General features: G+C 62.0%; 16 protein-coding genes and 3 tRNA genes. 16 read left to right on the plus strand and 3 right to left on the minus strand.

Going from position 1 to position 19,123, the window contains the following annotated elements; all coding sequences use genetic code 11:
• Nucleotides 1-64: 64 nt before the first annotated feature.
• Nucleotides 65-856: a 2-oxo-tetronate isomerase gene (otnI, locus tag AC0L2M_RS23930; protein WP_473536086.1), complete on the plus strand. Its 792-nt coding sequence runs from the start codon at nucleotides 65-67 to the stop codon at nucleotides 854-856.
• Nucleotides 857-1,088: 232 nt separating this feature from the next.
• A complete protein-coding gene (locus AC0L2M_RS23935) occupies nucleotides 1,089-1,976 on the plus strand; it encodes a 2-hydroxy-3-oxopropionate reductase (protein ID WP_473536087.1) in 888 nt (295 codons plus the stop codon).
• A gap of 132 nt (nucleotides 1,977-2,108) precedes the next feature.
• On the opposite strand, the gene AC0L2M_RS23940 is transcribed toward AC0L2M_RS23935, so the two are convergent.
• Nucleotides 2,109-2,960 carry a TrmH family RNA methyltransferase gene (locus AC0L2M_RS23940; RefSeq protein WP_473525191.1) on the minus strand — a complete coding sequence of 284 codons (852 nt, stop codon included), beginning with the start codon at nucleotides 2,958-2,960 and terminating at the stop codon, nucleotides 2,109-2,111.
• A gap of 200 nt (nucleotides 2,961-3,160) precedes the next feature.
• Between AC0L2M_RS23940 and AC0L2M_RS23945 the strand changes: the two genes are divergently transcribed.
• Nucleotides 3,161-3,245 (plus strand) — tRNA-Tyr (locus AC0L2M_RS23945).
• Nucleotides 3,246-3,315: 70 nt separating this feature from the next.
• A tRNA-Gly gene (locus AC0L2M_RS23950) sits at nucleotides 3,316-3,389 on the plus strand.
• A 100-nt stretch (nucleotides 3,390-3,489) separates the two neighbouring features.
• Here the strand turns inward: AC0L2M_RS23950 and AC0L2M_RS23955 are convergent.
• On the minus strand, nucleotides 3,490-3,894 hold the full coding sequence (locus AC0L2M_RS23955; RefSeq protein WP_473536157.1) for a GFA family protein: 405 nt from the start codon (nucleotides 3,892-3,894) through the stop codon (nucleotides 3,490-3,492).
• A gap of 104 nt (nucleotides 3,895-3,998) precedes the next feature.
• A complete protein-coding gene (locus tag AC0L2M_RS23960) occupies nucleotides 3,999-4,886 on the minus strand; it encodes a DMT family transporter (RefSeq protein ID WP_287242518.1) in 888 nt (295 codons plus the stop codon).
• A gap of 306 nt (nucleotides 4,887-5,192) precedes the next feature.
• On the opposite strand from AC0L2M_RS23960, the gene tuf reads away from it, so the two are divergent.
• From tuf to rpoB, 12 genes are all read left to right on the plus strand, one after another.
• Entirely contained in the window at nucleotides 5,193-6,368 is a 1,176-nt protein-coding gene (tuf, locus tag AC0L2M_RS23965) for an elongation factor Tu (protein WP_091591201.1), read from the plus strand.
• A gap of 239 nt (nucleotides 6,369-6,607) precedes the next feature.
• Entirely contained in the window at nucleotides 6,608-8,257 is a 1,650-nt protein-coding gene (locus tag AC0L2M_RS23970) for a COG3904 family protein (protein ID WP_473536088.1), read from the plus strand.
• A gap of 177 nt (nucleotides 8,258-8,434) precedes the next feature.
• Nucleotides 8,435-10,096 (plus strand): COG3904 family protein, encoded by a 1,662-nt coding sequence (locus AC0L2M_RS23975; RefSeq protein ID WP_473536089.1) that lies wholly within the window; start codon nucleotides 8,435-8,437, stop codon nucleotides 10,094-10,096.
• A 112-nt stretch (nucleotides 10,097-10,208) separates the two neighbouring features.
• Nucleotides 10,209-10,718, plus strand: a complete 510-nt coding sequence (locus AC0L2M_RS23980; protein WP_473536158.1) for a metal-dependent hydrolase — start codon at nucleotides 10,209-10,211, stop codon at nucleotides 10,716-10,718.
• A gap of 35 nt (nucleotides 10,719-10,753) precedes the next feature.
• Nucleotides 10,754-10,829 (plus strand) — tRNA-Trp (locus AC0L2M_RS23985).
• A gap of 373 nt (nucleotides 10,830-11,202) precedes the next feature.
• Nucleotides 11,203-11,406 (plus strand): preprotein translocase subunit SecE, encoded by a 204-nt coding sequence (gene secE, locus AC0L2M_RS23990; RefSeq protein ID WP_013531408.1) that lies wholly within the window; start codon nucleotides 11,203-11,205, stop codon nucleotides 11,404-11,406.
• Between the two features lie 27 nt (nucleotides 11,407-11,433).
• The gene (nusG, locus tag AC0L2M_RS23995; protein ID WP_006333333.1) at nucleotides 11,434-11,961 is read left to right on the plus strand and encodes a transcription termination/antitermination protein NusG; all 528 of its coding nucleotides are present in this window, start codon (nucleotides 11,434-11,436) and stop codon (nucleotides 11,959-11,961) included.
• A 170-nt stretch (nucleotides 11,962-12,131) separates the two neighbouring features.
• Nucleotides 12,132-12,560: a 50S ribosomal protein L11 gene (gene rplK / locus AC0L2M_RS24000; protein ID WP_023798121.1), complete on the plus strand. Its 429-nt coding sequence runs from the start codon at nucleotides 12,132-12,134 to the stop codon at nucleotides 12,558-12,560.
• Between the two features lie 4 nt (nucleotides 12,561-12,564).
• Nucleotides 12,565-13,263, plus strand: coding sequence for a 50S ribosomal protein L1 (gene rplA / locus AC0L2M_RS24005; RefSeq protein ID WP_027155818.1), 699 nt, complete (start codon nucleotides 12,565-12,567; stop codon nucleotides 13,261-13,263).
• Between the two features lie 413 nt (nucleotides 13,264-13,676).
• A complete protein-coding gene (rplJ, locus tag AC0L2M_RS24010) occupies nucleotides 13,677-14,195 on the plus strand; it encodes a 50S ribosomal protein L10 (RefSeq protein ID WP_023798119.1) in 519 nt (172 codons plus the stop codon).
• A gap of 54 nt (nucleotides 14,196-14,249) precedes the next feature.
• On the plus strand, nucleotides 14,250-14,627 hold the full coding sequence (rplL, locus tag AC0L2M_RS24015; RefSeq protein ID WP_023680442.1) for a 50S ribosomal protein L7/L12: 378 nt from the start codon (nucleotides 14,250-14,252) through the stop codon (nucleotides 14,625-14,627).
• 253 nt (nucleotides 14,628-14,880) lie between these two features.
• Nucleotides 14,881-19,017 carry a DNA-directed RNA polymerase subunit beta gene (gene rpoB, locus AC0L2M_RS24020; protein WP_023798118.1) on the plus strand — a complete coding sequence of 1,379 codons (4,137 nt, stop codon included), beginning with the start codon at nucleotides 14,881-14,883 and terminating at the stop codon, nucleotides 19,015-19,017.
• Nucleotides 19,018-19,123: the final 106 nt, after the last annotated feature.

Below are 19,123 nucleotides of genomic sequence, written 5' to 3' on the forward strand. Positions count from 1 at the left end.
TTTCGGCTCGGCCTGACCTGAATCTCACCACAGCTTGGGCCGGGCGAAAACAAGGAGAAAAAGAATGCCACGGTTTTCAGCCAATCTTTCGATGCTCTTTGGCGAGCACGATTTCCTCGACCGCTTCGAAGCCGCCGCCCGCGCCGGCTTTAGGGGTGTCGAATATATCGGCCCTTATGACCATGCGCCCGATGTCGTTGCGGCGAGGCTGAAGAAAAACGGTTTGACGCAGGTGCTGTTCAACCTGCCGGCCGGCGACTGGGGCAAGGGCGAGCGCGGCATTGCGGTGCTGCCGGATCGTGTACCCGAGTTCCGACAAGGCATCGCCAAGGCGATCACCTATGCGCATGCGCTGGGTTGCGAACAGGTCAACTGCCTCGCCGGCATCGCACCGCAAGGCGTCGAGCGTTCGGTGCTGGAAGATGTCTTCGCCGAAAACCTGGCTTTCGCGGCCGAGAAGCTGGAGCAGGCCGGAATCAGGCTGCTGATCGAGCCGATCAACTCCCGCGACATTCCCGGCTTCTTCCTCAGCTATTCGGACCAGGCCCTGGCGGTCATCGACCGCGTCGACTCAAAAAACCTATTCCTGCAATACGACATCTATCACATGCAGATCATGGAGGGCGATCTCGCCCGCACCATCGAGGCAAACCTCGACCGCATTGCGCATATCCAGCTGGCGGACAATCCCGGCCGGCATGAGCCGGGGACGGGCGAGATCAATTTTCCTTTTCTGTACAGTCACATCGACCGCATCGGCTATTCCGGCTGGGTCGGGGCGGAATACAAGCCGAAGGGCGGGACGGAAGCCGGGCTGGGCTGGTTCCGGGAGTTTGCCGGGCAGGCGGCGGCGTAGGGGACGTTTACAATTGACGTCGAGTTCCTTCGCGCCCCCCTCTGGCCTGCCGGCCATCTCCCCCACGGGTGGGGAGATTGGACGTCACCGCCGCTTTCGCCAATTTTCGAGGTTGGAAAAGTAAAAGCCGGCGTCGGAACTGCCGATCTCCCCACCTGTGGGGGAGATGGCCGGCAGGCCAGAGGGGGGCGCGACGGAACGCGGCCTAGGAAAATACCAGGGAGAAACATCAATGGACACCATCGGCTTCATCGGCCTCGGCATCATGGGCGCGCCGATGGCGGGGCATCTGCTCGACGCCGGCTACACTGTCGTCGCCAGCGACCATCGCTCGAAACCGCCGGCCGATCTCGTCGCCGAGGGTCTAAAAACCGTCTCCGGCCATCACGCCGTGGCACGTGCCGCCGACATCATCATCACCATGGTTCCCGACACGCCTGAGGTGGCCGACGTGCTGTTCGGCGACAGCGGCGTCGCCTCGGGTTTGACCGCGGGCAAGCTGGTCATCGACATGAGCTCGATCTCGCCGATCGAGACCAAGGAATTCGCCACGAAAATCAATGCGCTGGGCTGCGACTATCTCGATGCGCCGGTGTCGGGCGGCGAGGTCGGCGCCAGGGCCGCGTCGCTGACCATCATGGTCGGCGGCGAGGAAAAGGCCTTCGAGCGCGCCAGGCCGGTGTTCGAAAAAATGGGCAAGAACATCACGCTGGTCGGTCCGAACGGCGTCGGCCAGACCACCAAAGTCGCCAACCAGATCGTCGTTGCGCTGACCATTGAAGCAGTCGCGGAAGCGCTTGTTTTTGCATCGAAAGCCGGCGCCGATCCGGCCAAGGTGCGGCAGGCGCTGATGGGCGGGCTGGCCGCCTCGCGCATCCTCGAAGTGCACGGCGAGCGCATGATCAAGCGCAGCTTCGCCCCGGGCTTTCGCATCGAACTGCACCAGAAGGATCTTAATCTCGCGCTGGAAGGGGCAAAAGCGCTCGGCGTCGCGCTGCCCAACACCTCGACGACGCAGCAATTGTTCAACTCCTGCGCGGCCAATGGCGGCGCCAAGGAGGACCATTCGGCGCTGGTCAGGGCGCTGGAGCGAATGGCGGGATATGAGATTGGTGAATAGTGAATGGTGAATGGTGAATGGTGAATGGTAGTAGAGATGCGGCGGTCAGTGGCAGTGAACTGGTCACGACTTGCGTGCAGTCTCACCATTCACCATTCACCATTCACCATTCACTATTCTCCGTTTTACCATTCACCCGTTTAAAAACTTCCTCGCCGCATAAAGGCTCACCGCCGCCGCATTCGACACGTTGAGCGAGCGGATGGCGCCGGGCATGTCGAGCCGGGCGAGCGTCGTCACCGTTTCACGCGTCTTCTGACGCAAGCCCTTGCCCTCGGCGCCCAGCACCAGCGCGATCCTTTCCCCGGCAAAACTTTTCTCGAGTTCCGCCGGCCCGTCGGAATCGAGGCCGATGGTCTGGAAGCCGGCCTCGTGCAACTGGCCGAGCGCGTCGGCGAGGTTCTTTACCTCGATCTGGTCGATATGCTCCAGCGCGCCGGAGGCCGACTTTGCCAGCACGCCGGATTCATGCGGACTGTGGCGCGCCGTGGTGATCAGCGCGCCGGCGCCGAAGGCGACCGCCGAGCGCAGGATCGCGCCGACATTGTGCGGATCGGTGACCTGGTCGAGGACCAGCACCAGCGTGGTATCGCCGAGCGCATCGAGGCGCTTGGGTTTTAGCGGCTCCGCTTCGATCAGCACGCCCTGATGCACGGCGTCAGAGCCGGTGACCTTGTCGATGTCTTTCGGCTCGACCATCTCTGTCTCAAAGGGCAGGGCGGTGAGGTCGGCGATAGCCAGCCGCTCGGCGGCGTTGCGCGTCACCAGCATCTTCTTGATCCGCCGGCGCGGATTGTCGAGTGCTGCTCGCACCGTGTGCAGGCCGTACAGCCGCACCAGCCCATCCGCGACGGTCTCTCCTGGTGGTACCGGCTGGCGCGGCCTGAACGCCGGCGCGCCGCCGCTCTTCTCGTCGCGATGCGCGCGGCGCAGCTTGGCGTAGTGGGTGTCTTTCGGGGTCTTGGGCTTGTTGTCGTTGCTCATGGCCGGTTCTATAGCCGTGTCGTTCGCCTATGGATACAGCCGCAAAACCCTGCTCGTCGGGTCGTCAACAAATTCAGCGCGTTTTGCCGGGATGTTGCGGTTGACAGTTTTGGGCGCTGCCGCCATAAGGCGCTTCGCGACGGGCTGCTCCTGCGGCCGCGACGCGTCGATGCCTCGTTGCATGGCTCCGGCGGCAGACTGGAGAGGTGCCCGAGTGGTTAAAGGGGACGGACTGTAAATCCGTTGGCTATGCCTACGTTGGTTCAAATCCAACCCTCTCCACCACTGCCGGCCCGGAAGCCCTGAAACGCAAGCCTCGGACCGAAAAGTGCATAGCGGTTTTCGGGTGAAATGCGCGGGTATAGCTCAGTGGTAGAGCAGCAGCCTTCCAAGCTGAATATGCGGGTTCGATTCCCGCTACCCGCTCCAAGCACGCTGTTGAAGTCATTATCGAAAATAACTTCCTTGAAAATGCGCCGTGTCACTGCGTGTGCTGAGCGGCAATGCCGTCAGCCACATCGCCAGGTCTTCAGTCGGCGCCCCCGGCAGCATGCTCTTCATATTGAGGCAGGTCGTCGGCGATCGTGAACCACTTCGCCTTGGAGCCGACAAAGATGTGCTGCGTTGGACGGATGGCCGGCTCGTCGACGAGGGTTCCCATGGTGACGTGGACGAAGGCGCCGTCGCGGACGACCGAGTAGAGCAATGAGCCGCAGGTCTTGCAGTGCACGTTGTGGCCGGTCTCCTCGCCAAAGATCAGGAGGTTGTCCTCGCCCTTGGTCAGGCTCAGTCTCTCACGCTCGATGCCGGCAAACGGCTGGAAGGCCGAACCGGTGGTGCGCCGGCAGTCCGAGCAGTGGCAGTTGGCGGTGTAGATGAACTCGTCGGCCACCGCGTATTGTACGGCGCCGCACAGGCATTTTCCGGCAAGCATGCGGTTGCCGACGTTCTCCTGGCTTGTCACAGGTTTCTCCATTTTTTGCGGGCAGCGGCCAAGTTGAAATCTGTGGTCCGTTGTTTTGGTCACCACTGCCCAAATTATGCGACGACGGCCAGTCGGCGCCGCCGCTCGTCGAGCGACACGATGGTCAGCCCGCTGGCCACCACCAGCAGGATACCGCCGATCGCCAGTGCGTTCGGCAATTGCTGGAACACCACCAGGCCGGAAATGACCGCCCAGACGGTGAAGCAGTAGTAAAACGGCGCCACGACGCCGGTTGGCCCGGCGCGATAGGCCATGAAGATGAAGAAATGGCCAAAAATCAGGAACAATCCGGCCCCGGCCATCAGAAGTAAATGATGCGTCTCGGGCGCCACCCAACGCTCCGACATCAGATGCGCGACGCCTGATCCGACCAGCACCACCACCACCGCGGAAATTGCGACGATCATTCCGGGCACGTCGGCGGCGACCCGCCGCCCGGCGAGATCGCGCGCGGCGGCGAACGCCGCATTGCCAAGCGCCAGCAAGGCGTAGACCGAGATTCCCTGCATCGTCGGCTGCGCCACCATCACCGCTCCGATGAAGCCGAGCCCGATCAGCGCCATGCGCAAGCCGCCGATCCGTTCGCCGAACAGGACAGAGGAGCCAATCAGCATGAGCAGCGGCGTGATCTGTCCCAGGGCGGTCGAATCGGCGATCTGCATGTTGGCGAGCGCCACCACGTAGCAAAGGATTGCCGCCAGCTCGAGCAGGTTTCTTTGCAACACTCTCCTGTCGAGGATCAGCGGGATCTGCCTGGCGTAGCCCAGCGCAAACAGCAACGGGATTCCCCACAGCGTTGCCGCCGTCCCGCGCAGAAACAGCACTTCATAGGGCGGCAGCCCAACCGTCGCGAGCTTCAACATGGTGTCGTTGGCGACATAGGACCCGGTCGACAGGATCATGAACAGCGGGCCGCGGATGGCGATCGGAATGAAATGCATCGGATCAGGAAATCAGACCGGCGTCACACCGGCAATGGGCCAGATCCGGCAGTAAATCCGGCAAGGCGGACAGGCGGAAGCGGCAATATCCGTCGGCTGAATGCCGGCAGCCGCGGAACCTATGTCAGGCCATTCCATTTCTTCTTGTTCGTTCCTATATCCGCGCCACATCCCCGAAAACCGGATCATGGGTTCAGACCGGGTGAGAAAGCCCCGGCCACAAGACACTTGTGTTTTTCGGCCGCAGTCGCTAATCGCCCCGCATTCGACTGAACTGAAGGTCCCGGCCGTCCAAGGAAAGAGACTATGGCAAAAGGTAAATTCGAGCGTACAAAGCCTCATGTGAACATCGGCACGATTGGCCATGTCGATCATGGCAAGACGTCGCTGACGGCGGCGATCACCAAGTATTTTGGCGAATACAAGCGCTACGACCAGATCGATGCGGCGCCCGAGGAGAAGGCGCGCGGCATCACCATCTCGACGGCGCATGTCGAATACGAGACGGCCAACCGCCACTACGCCCATGTCGACTGCCCCGGCCACGCCGACTACGTCAAGAACATGATCACCGGTGCTGCGCAGATGGACGGCGCGATCCTGGTTGTGTCGGCCGCCGACGGCCCGATGCCGCAGACCCGCGAGCACATCCTGCTGGCCCGTCAGGTCGGCGTGCCGTCGATCGTGGTGTTCTTGAACAAGGTCGACCAGGTCGACGACGCCGAGCTGCTCGAGCTGGTCGAGCTCGAGGTGCGCGAGCTGCTGACCAAGAACGAGTTCCCCGGTGACGACATTCCGATCGTCAAGGGTTCGGCACTTGCGGCTTTGGAAGATTCCGACAAGAAGATCGGCGAGGATTCGATCCGCGAGCTGATGGCTGCGGTCGACGACTACATCCCGACGCCGGTTCGCCCGCTCGACAAGCCGTTCCTGATGCCGATCGAGGACGTGTTCTCGATCTCCGGCCGCGGCACGGTTGTGACCGGCCGCGTCGAGCGCGGCGTGGTCAAGGTCGGCGAGGAGCTTGAGATCGTCGGCATCCGTCCGACCACCAAGACGACCTGCACCGGCGTCGAGATGTTCCGCAAGCTGCTCGACCAGGGCCAGGCCGGCGACAACATCGGCGCGCTGCTGCGCGGTGTCGACCGTGAAGGTGTCGAGCGCGGCCAGGTTCTGGCCAAGCCGGGCACGGTCAAGCCGCACAAGAAGTTCGTCGCCGAAGCCTACATCCTGACCAAGGACGAGGGCGGCCGTCACACGCCGTTCTTCACCAACTACCGGCCGCAGTTCTACTTCCGCACGACCGACGTGACCGGCATCGTGTCGCTGCCGGAAGGCACCGAGATGGTGATGCCGGGCGACAACATCACCGTCGATGTCGAGCTGATCGTGCCGATCGCCATGGAAGAGAAGCTGCGCTTCGCCATCCGTGAAGGCGGCCGCACCGTGGGTGCCGGCATCGTCGTCACCATCAAAGAGTAATCGATACCGGCATCCGCCGGATCGACAGGGAAGGGCGGTCTTCGGGCCGCCCTTTCTTCGTTTACTGGCTCCACGCAGAACAATCTTGCGCGGTCGTTTCAAAGCTATTGCAAGCACCACCGCCGCCACTATTATAGGTTGCATCAAGGGGGCTTTTGCCAAGCGTGGTTCGGGGACGCCGTCTGAACAGTAGGGCCGGGTGGTGGCGCGGGTTGGTTCGCCTGGCGCAGGTGGTTGCGATGGCGATAGCGGCCTTCGCCGCGAACGCCGAGGATGTGTCCGATCCTAGGACATGGGATCCGAAGTCATGGTACCTTCCGGGCAGTTCGTCCGATGGTTTTTCGGAGATGCGGTTCATCATTGCCCGCAGCAGTGCAGTCGGCTGTAAGCCCAACTGTCCGGAATGGATTTCAGCAGAAGGCGCCATCGCAGCCGGCACGCCGGCTCTACTAAAGCGGGTACTGAAAAAGCTCGGCACTCGCAAACTGCCGATTATCGTCAATTCCCCTGGCGGTGATGTCGACGCTGCGCTCCAGCTCGGTCGCATAATACGCAAGAACAGGCTCGACATCGCCATCGGTAAGACCGAGTTTTCCGATTGCTGGCCGGGGATGGAGGGTTGCGGGGCCAGCTACGGCAAAGGCGTAGCCTATTTCGGCGTCGCGTCCGACGGTGGGGCCATGTGCAATTCCGCCTGTCCGCTGATGTTTGCCGGAGGCGTCCGCCGCGTGGCGGGCAGCTGGGCCTATCTGGGTGTTCATCAGATCACCACCACTTATTTCCCCTCAACACGGCATTTTCGAACCACCCATCAAACCATCCGTGGCAAAAAATATCGGGTCACCACGGAGACCGTCACTCAAGGCGAGAGCTACAAGACCTATAAAATGAGCAAGGCGTTTTCGAGAAAGATCTCGGCCTATCTCAGGGAGATGGGGGTCGGGCGGGGAGTGCTCGACACAATGAAGGCCACGCCTGCCAGCGACATCCGCCAGATCGCTCTCGACGACATGCTGACGATGAAGCTGGTCACCAGCAGGGACTCCCTCGACATACTTACGCTGGCGGGCATATGCCGGCGGAGCCCGGCGCCGCCGAACTGCAGGGAGGTCCCTGCGAATGCCAAGCCGGCCAAGACGGCAGTGGTGGCCGTCCGAGGGGCCGTTGTTCCAGCCACTCCTTCGGCCCGTCCAGCGCCGGTCGACAATTCGATGCGTTTCGTCTTGGTCCGGAGCAGCGATCCGAAATGCGGTCTCGATTGCCCCGAATGGATTGCAGCGCAAGGCACGATCACGCCCGATTCGCAGAAGATATTTCGCCAATTGCTCGATACGGTCGGCGGCCGGCGTCTGCCGTTGATCGTGAGTTCGCCGGGAGGCGATTTGCTCAGCGCCTTGGCAATGGGAAGGTTGATCCGCGACCGCAAACTTGACGTCGCGATTGCGCGCACCGATTTTACCGGGTGCAAGCCGCAGGACAAAGGGTGCGCGCCACCGGATGGGTTCTATCCTGGTGTCGCGACCGATTTAGGTGCGGGGTGCGATGCCGCCTGTCCGATCATGCTTGCTGGGGGCGTCAGACGTTTCGTGGGCCCCAAGGTGCCAGTCAGCGTTCAATCACTGGCATTCGCGGAGCGGATACGCTCTTATCTAGCGGAAATGTCGGTCAGGCAGCATCTGTTTCCGCCGATGCCGCTCGACCGCTTTGATTATAAGCGTAACCGGCTCCCGCTCGAACCCGGCACAATGTTGACGATGGGACTGACGACGGGACCTGAATCGGCGAACCATTTGGTGGGGCCGACTGTCTGTAAAACCGAACCGAGGCCGCAAAATTGTCCGGCGGCATCGGCGCTCAAGGTTGACGCACAATTCCCACTAAAGCCGTAGCCGTTGAAATACCCAAAGCCCTACCTCGAAGGGCGGTCTTCGGGCCGCCCGTCTCGCTTTTGGATACGGCCGGCATACTTTTCTGGGTACGGCCGGCGCTTGCGCCATCGTCGCAAAACGCTGTTGCAAGCCGGCAAAGCTGAACTACTATAGGTCGCATTGCGGGGGGCTTCCCGAATGGTTTCGTGGCACCGTCTGAATGGCCAGGCATGGTGGATGGTGATCTGCCTGGCGTCGTTCCTGGTCATGGAACACGCTGCCTTGGCGGCGAACACCAAAAAATCCGGGCCGGATCTTGGTCCGACGATGCGGTTTGTCGTCGTCCGCAGCAGCGCGCCTGGTTGCGAACCGACCTGCCCGGAATGGATATCGGCTGAAGGCTCGATAGAGGCCGGCACGCCGACCCTGTTCAAGCGCACGCTCAAGGGGCTTGGTGGCCGAAAACTGCCCGTTGTCGTGGATTCTCCCGGCGGCAACGTCGAAGCGGCGCTGGCGCTTGGCCGGCTGCTGCGCAAGAACAAGCTCGATATCGCGGTTGGCAAAACCCGGTTCACCGGTTGCCAGCCCGATGCCAAGGACTGCAAGGAGAACGACGGCAAGGGCGCTCGCTATTTCGGCAATGCCTATGCCAGCGGCGCCATCTGCAATTCCGCCTGTCCACTGATGTTTGCCGGCGGCATCAGGCGCGTCGTCGGGCAATGGGCCTTTCTCGGCGTGCATCAGATCACCACGACCTTCATCCGCACAAAATTGCAGTACCGGACCACCTATCGCGTGGTCGGAGGCAAGAAGAAGATCCTCAGCAAGAAGATCGTCGGCCGCAAGAACGCCGGCAGCTACAAGACCTACGAGATGAGCAGGTCGGTGGAGAAAAGACTGGCTGCCTATCTGAACGAAATGGGCGTCGGCCAGGCCGTGCTCGAGACGATGAAGAACACGCCGGCCAGCAGCATCCAGCAGCTGGCTCCCTACGACATGCTGCAGGCGAAGCTGGTGACCAGCCTGGATGCCGTCGACCTGCTGACCGCGCCAACCCTGTGCAACACCGATCCGGTGGCCGCGAACTGCAGGGAAATACCGGCGCCGGCCGGCGACGTGGTGGCGTACGCCAAGCCCACTCCTGCCGCGCCGGTCGAACCTGAAACCGGGCAGCGGGCCGATGTTGGCGATATGCGCTTCGTCCTGGTTCGCGGCAGAAGTTTTCTCTGCGATCCCAACTGTCCCGAATGGATCTCGGCGGAAGGCACGATCAGCGCTCGAACGCCGGAACGGCTGCGCCAACTGCTGGACACGATCGGTGACCGGCGACTGCCCGTGGTGATCAACTCGCCGGGAGGCGACGTGCTCGGCGCTCTGGCCGCCGGAAGGTTGATCCGAGAACGCAAGCTCGACGTGGCGGTTGCGCGGACGGACTTCATTGGATGCGAGCCGGACAAGGCGGATTGCGCCGCCAGGGATGGCGTCCATGTCGGGCTGACGATCGATGCGAGCGGCGCGTGTGGCGCGGCCTGCCCGATCATGCTTGCCGGCGGTGTCAGGCGCCTTGTCGGTCCTCGCGCGCAGTTGACCGTGCACTCGATGGGGTTGGAGCAGCGGGTCAAAACCTATCTCAGGGATATGGCGGTCGGATCCGGTCTGCTGGTGGCGATGCGCTCGGTGCCGGCCTCGCGCCATCGGCAGCTCGAACCCGGGATGATGCTGAAAGTCGGGCTGACGACCGGGCTTGGTTCGGCCGATGAATTTACCGGCCCGACCATCTGCAAGTCACAGCCAATGCCGGAGAATTGCCGCGTCGTGTCGACGTCCGAGGTTCAGGCCGAGGCGGCCGTCAAGCTGTAAGACGCAGTCACGCCCCAGCCAAGCGCGATAGGGCGAGGCGGGGTAGTCCTTCCTGAATGCGCCACAATCCGCCGCGACGTTCGACCGATTCGGCAATGAACAAGGTTTGACGATGCTGATCGCTCATCTTCCGGCTGGCTACATACTCGGTACTTTCGCACGAAACCGTTGGCCCGGCAGATCGGGGATCATGGCGGCGGCAATGCTCGGCAGCGTCGTCCCGGACCTCGACATGGTCTATTTCCATTTTGTCGATGGCGGACGAACCCATCACCACGCCTACGTCACGCACTGGCCGCTCTTCTGGGCAGCGGTTGGCCTTGTGGCACTGTCGGTCGCGAAATGGCGGGATCCGCGATATCTGGCCCCGGTCGGCGCCTTCTTTGCCGCCGCAATGATACACATGATCCTGGACAGCGTGGCGTCGCCTATCATGTGGCTAATGCCGTTCGACCGGCGCGCGCTCGAACTCGTCACGGTTCCGGCGATGTATCGCAACTGGGTCATGAGCTTCATGTTGCATTGGACTTTTGCCGTGGAACTTCTGATATGCGCCTGGGCGCTGGCCCTTGGATTTCGACGATTGCAGCCCGGCGCGGCCACGCATGAAAACTCGACTTGAGTTCTTGTCCGCTTTATGAAATAGCAGCGCGCGATACGGGCATAGCTCAGTTGGTAGAGCGGCGGTCTCCAAAACCGCAGGTCGTAGGTTCGAGCCCTGCTGCCCGTGCCATTTTTCGAAATGGCCAATTCATGAAAAAATTTCTGGTCTTCCGCGCATCGACCTTTTGAAAATCGCGCGGTGGCATGCCATATAGGCTGTCTTGAGGCATAAGAGCGCCATAGCCGGAACGGGACGACTGGATGGTTCCGAGGCGGCGTTTGGCATAAAGCGGACACTTGCCACTTGCGTGGATCAAGAATCGGTTTTATGTAGACGAAACAGACACGCGACGCGTGGAGCTGGGAAGCCGGCTTTACGCGTCCGATTTGCATGGGCGAAATGATTGCGCTGATTCGGCGCAAACACAGGCTCAGGCGGCACATCCCGGCCAGCGGGATCATCCAGGAGATCCGGTCAACGGGTCTTGCAGACAGAGCGGCACATGGCTTCGAAAACCACAAATCCATTCGTCTTTCTCCAGCAGGTTCGCGCGGAGACCGCCAAGGTGACTTGGCCGTCGCGTCGCGAAACGATGATCTCGACGGTGATGGTTCTGGCGTTCGCTGTGATCGCGATGATCTTTTTCTTTACTGCCGATCAGCTCATGGGCCTCGCGGTCGAGCAGATTCTGGGCATTGGACGCTGAGTCCGGCGATTACGGAGAAGCCTTGAAATGACTGCGCGGTGGTACATCGTCCACGCCTATTCGAACTTTGAAAAAAAGGTCGCTGAGGACATCGAGAACAAGGCCAAGCAGAAAGGCCTGTCCGCTGACATCGAGCAGATCGTGGTGCCTACCGAGAAGGTCGTCGAGATACGCCGCGGCCGCAAGGTCGATGCCGAGCGCAAGTTCTTCCCGGGCTACGTGCTGCTGAAGGCCAACCTGACCGACGCAGTGTTCTCGCTCGTGAAGAACACGCCGAAGGTCACCGGCTTCCTGGGTGATTCGAAGCCGGTGCCGATCACCGAGGCCGAGGCCCAGCGCATCCTGAACCAGGTGCAGGAAGGCGTCGAGCGGCCGAAGCCGTCGGTCACTTTCGAGATCGGCGAGGCGATCCGCGTCTCGGACGGTCCGTTCGCCTCGTTCAACGGTTTCGTCCAGGAAGTGGACGAGGAGCGGGCGCGGCTCAAGGTGGAAGTTTCGATCTTCGGGCGCGCCGTGCCGGTCGATCTCGAATTCGGACAGGTCGAAAAGGGCTGATCCGAAATCCTTGTCGCCAATTCGGCGGTGAGGGAGGCGGCGTGGAAATCGCCGCCAAAACGGGGTGGGAGGCGAATGCGGCTTTAGCCCGCTGCAGGAACCGCACCACCAGACTGCAACCGCCGGTGTTGCCCAGATTTGGGGCCGGCATGAGATGAAGGCAGGAAGAGATGGCTAAGAAAATTGCAGGCCAGCTCAAGCTCCAGGTTTCCGCGGGCTCGGCGACGCCGTCGCCCCCGATCGGACCGGCGCTTGGTCAGCGCGGCATCAACATCATGGAGTTCTGCAAGGCGTTCAACGCGCAGACCCAGGAAATGGAAAAGGGATCGCCGGTTCCGGTCGTGATCACCTACTACCAGGACAAGTCGTTCACCTTCGTCATGAAGACGCCGCCGGTGAGCTACTTCCTGAAGAAGGCCGCAAACCTGAAGTCGGGCTCGAAGGAGCCGGGCAAGGTCAAGGCCGGCACGATCGGCCGCGACAAGGTGCGCGCCATCGCCGAGCAGAAGATGAAGGATCTGAACGCGACCGATATCGAGGGGGCCATGCGCATGGTCGAGGGCTCCGCCCGCTCGATGGGTCTGGAAGTGGTGGGCTGAGATCATGGCAAAGATTGCAAAGCGTGTATCGAAGACCCGCGAAGGCATCGATCCCAACAAGGCCTATGCCTTGGGTGATGCGCTGAAGCTGCTCAAGGACCGGTCCTCGGTGAAATTCGACGAGACCGTTGAAATCGCGATGAACCTGGGTGTCGACCCGCGCCATGCCGACCAGATGGTCCGTGGCGTGGTCAACCTGCCGAACGGCACCGGCCGTACCGTCCGCGTCGCGGTTTTCGCGCGTGGCGACAAGGCCGAGGAAGCCAAGGCGGCCGGCGCCGATATCGTTGGCGCCGAGGATCTGGTCGACATCGTCCAGAAGGGCACGATCGACTTCGATCGCTGCATCGCCACGCCGGACATGATGCCGCTGGTCGGCCGTCTGGGCAAGGTGCTCGGCCCGCGTGGCATGATGCCGAACCCGAAGGTCGGCACTGTCACCACCGACGTTACCGCCGCCGTCAAGGCGTCGAAGGGTGGCGCGGTCGAGTTCCGCGTCGAGAAGGCCGGCATCGTTCATGGCGGCGTCGGCAAGATCTCGTTCGACGTCAAGGCGCTGGAAGAGAATGTTCGCGCCTTCGCTGACGCGGTCACCAAGGCGAAGCCGGCTGGCGCCAAGGGCAACTACGTCAAGAAGGTGTCGGTCACCTCGACGATGGGCCCTGGCCTCAAGCTCGACGTCTCGACGCTGGCAGCGTCCTGATACGAACCATTTGGATCTGCCGCTAAAGGGCTGATCCGCAAACAGAATTCCGGGCCTCCGATTTATCTTGGCGGCCCGGTACCGGAAGTCGGAAGGCTTCCGGACATCCTGTCCGAGATTGCGGGCGGCCCCAGGCCTTGGTTCAAGGGGGGCCTTAATTCATGTGGGCCTGCATGAGACGGGTGAAGACCGGACAACGGAGCGACTGCTCCAATGAAAGGTTCGAACCGTGTTTGCCTTTTGTCTGCGCACCATTCGGCTTGCCGGCTGGTGTGGCGAAAGGGGGCAGGATCCTCGAGCGTCGTTCGGGAGATCCGTTACTGGATGGCCCGGCCGGCAAAAGGCAACCCGACACCTGTCCTCGTAATGGGAATGTTCCCGTTAACAGGATTGGGGTCAACTGGAGATAGGCAGTGGACAGAGCGGAAAAACGCGAACTCGTCACGGGCCTGAATGAAGCGTTTTCGGGCGCTGGTTCAGTCGTCGTGGCCCACTACGCCGGTATTACCGTCGCGCAAATGAACGACCTTCGGTCGAAAATGCGTGTCGCCGGTGGCACCGTCAAAGTCGCGAAGAACCGTCTCGCCAAAATCGCTCTTCAGGGCACGGACTCCGCATCGATCATCGACCTGTTCAAGGGACAGACGCTGATCGCGTATTCGGAGGATCCGATTGCGGCGCCGAAGGTCGCGTCCGATTTCGCCAAGGGAAATGACAAGCTCGTCATTCTCGGCGGCGCAATGGGCACCACCTCGCTCAACGCCGACGGTGTGAAGGCACTTGCCACACTTCCGTCGCTCGATGAGCTGCGCGCCAGGCTGGTTGGCATGATCGCCACGCCGGCAACCCGGATCGCCCAGATCGTCAATGCGCCTGCGGCTTCGGTCGCGCGCGTCATCGGCGCTTACGCCCGGAAGGACGAGGCGGCATGAGGCCGTTCCTCGCTATCACAAACACACGTTCGAACCTTATGAAGGAATATTGCAATGGCTGATCTGGCAAAGATCGTAGACGACCTTTCGAAGCTGACCGTCCTCGAGGCGGCCGAGCTGTCGAAGCTTCTGGAAGAAAAGTGGGGCGTTTCCGCTGCTGCTCCGGTGGCGGTTGCTGCCGCCGGCGGTGCTGCGGCTGCTGCTGCTCCGGTCGAGGAAAAGACGGAATTCGACGTCGTCCTCACCGAGGCGGGCGCTCAGAAGATCAACGTCATCAAGGAAGTTCGCGCCATCACCGGTCTTGGCCTCAAGGAAGCCAAGGACCTGGTCGAGGCGGCTCCGAAGCCGGTCAAGGAAGCTGTTTCCAAGGCCGACGCGGACAAGTTCAAGGCCCAGCTGGAAGCAGCCGGCGCCAAGGTCGAACTGAAGTAAGCGTTTGATATCGGCGGGCGGCTTCGCGCCGTCCGCCGCTCCCTTGGCGCGAAGGGAGGCTGCGTAACGCGAAGAGTACGAAAACCTCTTTCCTGAGGGCCGTAAGCCGGCCTTCAGGAAACGGGTTTTCTCCCGTTTTGGCCGGCCACCGACAGGTGGCGGGTGAACAAATAAAGGCCGCCGCCGAAGGTGGCCGAGAATGCAAGGCGAGCCGCGGCGAGGCTCGCCCCGAGAATCGAGCTAAGGAGCGACGATGGCCCAGACACAAACTTTCAATGGCCGCAGACGCGTACGCAAATTCTTCGGAAAGATTCCGGAAGTTGCGGAGATGCCGAACCTGATCGAGGTTCAGAAGGCATCCTATGACCAGTTCCTGATGGTCGAGGAGCCCAAGGGCGGGCGTCCTGACGAGGGGCTGCAGGCGGTTTTCAAATCGGTGTTCCCGATCTCCGACTTTTCCGGCTCCTCGATGCTGGAATTCGTGAAGTACGAGTTCGAAGCACCGAAATTCGACGTTGACGAATGCCGTCAGCGCGACCTGACCTATGCCGCGCCACTCAAGGTGACGCTGCGCCTCATCGTGTTCGATATCGACGAGGATACCGGCGCCAAGTCGATCAAGGACATCAAGGAGCAGGACGTCTATATGGGCGACATGCCGCTCATGACCTTGAACGGCACCTTCATCGTCAATGGCACCGAGCGCGTCATCGTCTCGCAGATGCACCGTTCGCCGGGCGTCTTCTTCGACCATGACAAGGGCAAGTCGCACTCGTCGGGCAAGCTGCTGTTTGCCGCGCGCGTCATCCCCTATCGCGGATCGTGGCTCGACATCGAGTTCGACTCGAAGGACGTCGTGCACGCCCGCATCGACCGCCGCCGCAAGATTCCGGTGACATCGCTGCTGATGGCGCTCGGCATGGATGCCGAGGAGATCTTGTCGACCTTCTACAACAAGATCACCTACAAGCGCGCCGGCGACCACTGGCGCATCCCGTTCAACGTCGAGCGTTTCCGCGGCCTCAAGGCTGTCGGCGACCTGATCGATGCAGACACCAACGAGGTCGTCGTCGAGGCCGGCAAGAAGATCACCGCACGCCAGGCCCGTCAGCTCGGCGAAAAGGGTCTCAAGGCGATCAAGGCGACCGACGAGGATCTGCTCGGCAACTACCTTGCCGAGGACATCGTCAACTATGCGACCGGCGAGATTTTCCTCGAGGCCGGCGACGAGATCGACGAAAAGACGCTAAAAGTGCTTCTCGCCGCCGGCGACGACGAGATCAAGGTTCTCGACATCGACCACGTCAATGTCGGCGCCTATATCCGCAACACGCTCAACGTCGACAAGAACGAGAGCCGCCAGGACGCGCTGTTCGACATCTACCGTGTCATGCGCCCCGGCGAGCCGCCGACGCTGGAAACCGCCGAAGCCATGTTCAACTCGCTGTTCTTCGACAGCGAGCGTTATGACCTGTCGGCCGTCGGCCGCGTCAAGATGAACATGCGCCTCGAGCTCAAGGCCGAGGACACCGTGCGCGTGCTGCGCAAGGACGACATCCTGGCCGTGGTCAAGACGCTGGTCGAACTGCGCGATGGCAAGGGCGAGATCGACGACATCGACAATCTCGGCAATCGCCGCGTGCGCTCGGTCGGCGAACTGATGGAGAACCAGTACCGCGTCGGCCTCTTGCGCATGGAGCGCGCGATCAAGGAACGCATGTCCTCGATCGAGATCGATACGGTGATGCCGCAGGACCTGATCAACGCCAAGCCGGCGGCTGCCGCCGTGCGCGAGTTCTTCGGTTCCTCGCAGTTGTCGCAGTTCATGGACCAGACCAACCCGCTGTCGGAGATCACCCACAAGCGCCGTCTCTCGGCGCTTGGACCCGGTGGCCTGACCCGCGAGCGCGCCGGCTTCGAGGTGCGCGACGTGCACCCGACGCATTACGGCCGCATCTGCCCGATCGAGACGCCGGAAGGCCCGAACATCGGTCTGATCAACTCGCTGGCCACCTTTGCGCGCGTCAACAAGTATGGCTTCATCGAGAGCCCGTACCGCAAGATCGTCAACGGCAAGTTGACCAATGAGGTCGTCTATCTCTCCGCGATGGAAGAGGCCAAGCACCACGTCGCGCAGGCCAATGCCGAGCTCGACAAGAATGGTGGTTTCGTCGACGAATTCGTCATTTGCCGCAATGCCGGCGAAGTGATGATGGCGCCGCGCGAAAACGTCGATCTGATGGACGTGTCGCCGAAGCAGATGGTGTCGGTGGCCGCGGCCCTGATCCCGTTCCTCGAGAACGACGACGCCAACCGCGCGCTGATGGGCTCGAACATGCAGCGTCAGGCCGTGCCGCTGGTGCGCGCCGAAGCGCCGTTCGTCGGCACCGGCATGGAGCCGATCGTCGCCCGTGACTCCGGCGCCGCCATCGGCGCCCGCCGCGGCGGCATCGTCGACCAGGTCGACGCGACGCGTATCGTCATCCGCGCCACCGAAGATCTCGATCCCGGCAAGTCGGGCGTCGACATCTACCGGCTGATGAAGTTCCAGCGTTCGAACCAGAACACCTGCATCAACCAGCGTCCGCTGGTGCGCATGGGCGACCTGGTCAACAAGGGCGACATCATCGCCGACGGTCCGTCGACCGAGCTCGGCGATCTGGCGCTCGGCCGCAACGTGCTGGTCGCGTTCATGCCGTGGAACGGTTACAACTACGAGGACTCGATCCTCTTGTCCGAGCGCATCGTCGCCGATGACGTCTTCACCTCGATCCACATCGAGGAGTTCGAGGTCATGGCGCGCGATACCAAGCTCGGGCCGGAGGAAATCACCCGCGACATCCCCAACGTCTCGGAAGAAGCGCTGAAGAACCTCGACGAGGCCGGCATCGTCTATATCGGTGCCGAAGTGCAGCCGGGCGACATCCTGGTCGGCAAGATCACGCCGAAGGGTGAAAGCCCGATGACGCCGGAAGAAAAGCTTCTGCGCGCCATTTTTGGCGAAAAGGCATCGGACGTGCGTGACACCTCCATGCGCATGCCGCCCGGAACCTTCGGCACCGTCGTCGAAGTGCGCGTCTTCAACCGCCACGGCGTGGAGAAGGACGAGCGCGCCATGGCGATCGAACGCGAGGAGATCGAACGCCTCGCCAAGGACCGCGACGACGAGCAGGCGATCCTCGACCGCAACGTCTATTCGCGCCTGTCCGACGTTCTCGTCGGCAAGGATGCGATTGCCGGGCCGAAGGGTTTCAAGAAGGGCTCGAAGCTGTCGAAGGACACGCTCGACGAGTATCCGCGTTCGCAGTGGTGGCAGTTTGCGGTGGAGAACGAAAAGCTCCAGAGCGAACTGGAAGCCCTGCGCGGCCAGTACGACGATTCCAAGAAGGCGCTCGAACAGCGCTTCATGGACAAGGTCGAGAAGGTGCAGCGCGGCGACGAGATGCCTCCCGGCGTCATGAAGATGGTCAAGGTCTTCGTGGCCGTGAAGCGCAAGATGCAGCCCGGCGACAAGATGGCCGGCCGGCACGGCAACAAGGGTGTCGTGTCGCGGATCGTTCCGGTCGAGGACATGCCGTTCCTCGAGGACGGCACGCATGCCGATATCGTGCTCAACCCGCTGGGTGTGCCGAGCCGCATGAATGTCGGCCAGATTCTGGAGACGCATCTGGGCTGGGCTTGCGCCGGAATGGGCAGGAAGATCGGCGAGCTGATCGACGCGTACAAGACAGGCGGCGACATCAAGCCGCTGCGCAAGACCCTCGAGAGCTTCATGCCGGCCAACGACCGCAACGAGCCGGTCCGCGACTATGACGACGAGAGCGTCGTTCGCCTCAGCGAGCAGATGCGCCGCGGCGTCTCCATCGCGACACCGGTGTTCGACGGCGCGCACGAGGCCGACATCAACATCATGCTGGAGCAGGCGGGCCTGCACACCAGCGGTCAGTCGCAGCTCTATGACGGACGCACCGGCGAGCCGTTCGATCGCAAAGTGACGATGGGCTACATATATATGCTCAAGCTTCACCATCTTGTGGACGACAAGATCCACGCGCGTTCGATTGGGCCGTACTCGCTCGTTACCCAGCAGCCGCTGGGCGGCAAGGCGCAGTTCGGTGGCCAGCGCTTCGGCGAGATGGAGGTCTGGGCTCTCGAAGCGTACGGCGCCGCCTACACGCTGCAGGAGATGCTGACGGTGAAGTCGGACGACGTCGCCGGCCGCACCAAGGTCTATGAGGCTATCGTCAGAGGCGACGACACCTTCGAGGCCGGCATCCCCGAGAGCTTCAACGTTCTCGTCAAGGAAATGCGGTCTCTGGGCCTCAATGTCGAGCTGGAGAACACCAAGCTCGACGACAACCCGATCCGGCTGCCCGACGCGGCCGAATAAGCAAGACGCTTGGTCGCGGGAGAGGGCTCCCGCGACCGAGCGCACCAAATTTTCGACCGATGGTCGACCAAGTCGGCGGGCGTTTGGCCCGCGCTAGATGCAAGGG

The sequence above is a fragment of the Mesorhizobium sp. WSM4806 genome (assembly GCF_055811635.1).